We start from the raw sequence: 1,282 nt of genomic DNA on the forward strand, positions 1-1,282 counted from the left end.
CCCAATTCCCCAGCCAGCGCCTCGCCCTTTCCGGACGACGAAAGAATGGCGACCTTGAAGCCGTCCGCCGCCAGCCGCTTGGCCGCCGCCGCACCCATGCCGCTGCCGCCGGCCACCACCACAGCTACTTTTTCTACACTCATCGGATTTTCCTCTCAGGGTTTGCGGGCACCGCAAGCGGTGTTTTCGGGAGCTGAGCGTTGATATAGCTGGTTTTCCCCGCTGGTTCGAACCAGAATGCCTGAAATCAACCTGTAGAAAAACTCCTGCATGCCCGAAGCCTTCCTCAGCCTGCCGCCGTTGAATGCGCTGCGCGCCTTCGAAGCCTCGGCGCGTCATCTCAACTTCCGCATCGCCGCCGAAGAGCTCAATGTCACGCAAGGGGCGGTCGCCCAGCACATTCGCGGGCTGGAAGCCGATCTCGGCACAAAGCTGTTCGAGCGGCTGCCGCGCGGCCTGGCGCTGACCGATGAGGGCCGCGCCTATGTCCCCAATATCCGCCGCGCCTTCGACCTGATCTCGGAGGCGACGCTGCTGCTTCGTCCCGAGCCGGCGCGGCTGACGATCAGCGTGACGCCGAGCTTCGCCACCAAATGGCTGATCCCGAGATTGCACGACTTCGTCGCGCACAACCCGCTGGTCGATTTGCGCGTGCTGGCCAGCGAGAGCCTGTCGAGCTTCCAGGCCGATGGCGTCGACATCGCGGTCAGGCAAGGCCGCCCGCCCTTCGGCGCTGGGCTGATCGTCGACCTGCTGTTTCCCCAGCAGATCGTCGCCGTCTGCAGCCCGGCCTTGCTGCCGGAAGGTGTTGCTGAAATCGCAGCCTCCGAAATCCAGCACCATGTGCTGCTGCACGATGCCCACAATCTGTGGCCGGAATTCATGGAGAAAGCGGTCGGCCTGAAGATGACGACCGAATTGAAACGGATGCGCTTCAACCAGACGGGCCTGGCCATCGACGCGGCCGTCGCCGGCCAGGGCATTGCGCTGGCCAGCCGCTTCCTCGTAGCCGCTGATCTCGCCACGGGCCGCCTGGTTCAGCCCGTCAGCGGCGAAATGCGCGGCACGCAGGATTTTTATGTCGTGATGCCGAGAAAACAGCGCCACCCCGAGCCGACGCAAGCCGTGCGGCAATGGTTGCTGGATGCGGGAGAAAGGCCGCCGCTCTAGATCGGCAGCAAGGCGTCGGGCTTCACATTGGCGATCGAAGCGTAGGTGTGTGTCTCCCGCACCCCGGGCAGCGGCAGGATGACGCGCTGCAGGAAATCCTGGAACATCGCCA

General features: G+C 64.2%; 1 protein-coding gene and 2 pseudogenes. 1 reads left to right on the plus strand and 2 read right to left on the minus strand.

What is annotated here, in order from left to right; translation table 11 throughout:
- Window positions 1-143, minus strand: a pseudogene (locus EN939_RS34625) (SDR family oxidoreductase); the annotation flags it as partial.
- 127 nt (window positions 144-270) lie between these two features.
- On the opposite strand from EN939_RS34625, the gene EN939_RS34630 reads away from it, so the two are divergent.
- Complete coding sequence (locus EN939_RS34630) at window positions 271-1,170, plus strand: LysR substrate-binding domain-containing protein (protein ID WP_127271872.1); 900 nt, start codon at window positions 271-273, stop codon at window positions 1,168-1,170.
- Here EN939_RS34630 and EN939_RS39540 read toward each other — a convergent pair.
- Window positions 1,167-1,282: pseudogene (locus EN939_RS39540) on the minus strand (ArsR family transcriptional regulator); the annotation flags it as partial. The gene EN939_RS34630 and the pseudogene EN939_RS39540 sit on opposite strands and share 4 nt — an antisense overlap.

The organism is Mesorhizobium sp. M7A.F.Ca.CA.002.05.1.1, assembly GCF_003998335.1.
In the GTDB taxonomy this organism is placed as follows: domain Bacteria; phylum Pseudomonadota; class Alphaproteobacteria; order Rhizobiales; family Rhizobiaceae; genus Mesorhizobium.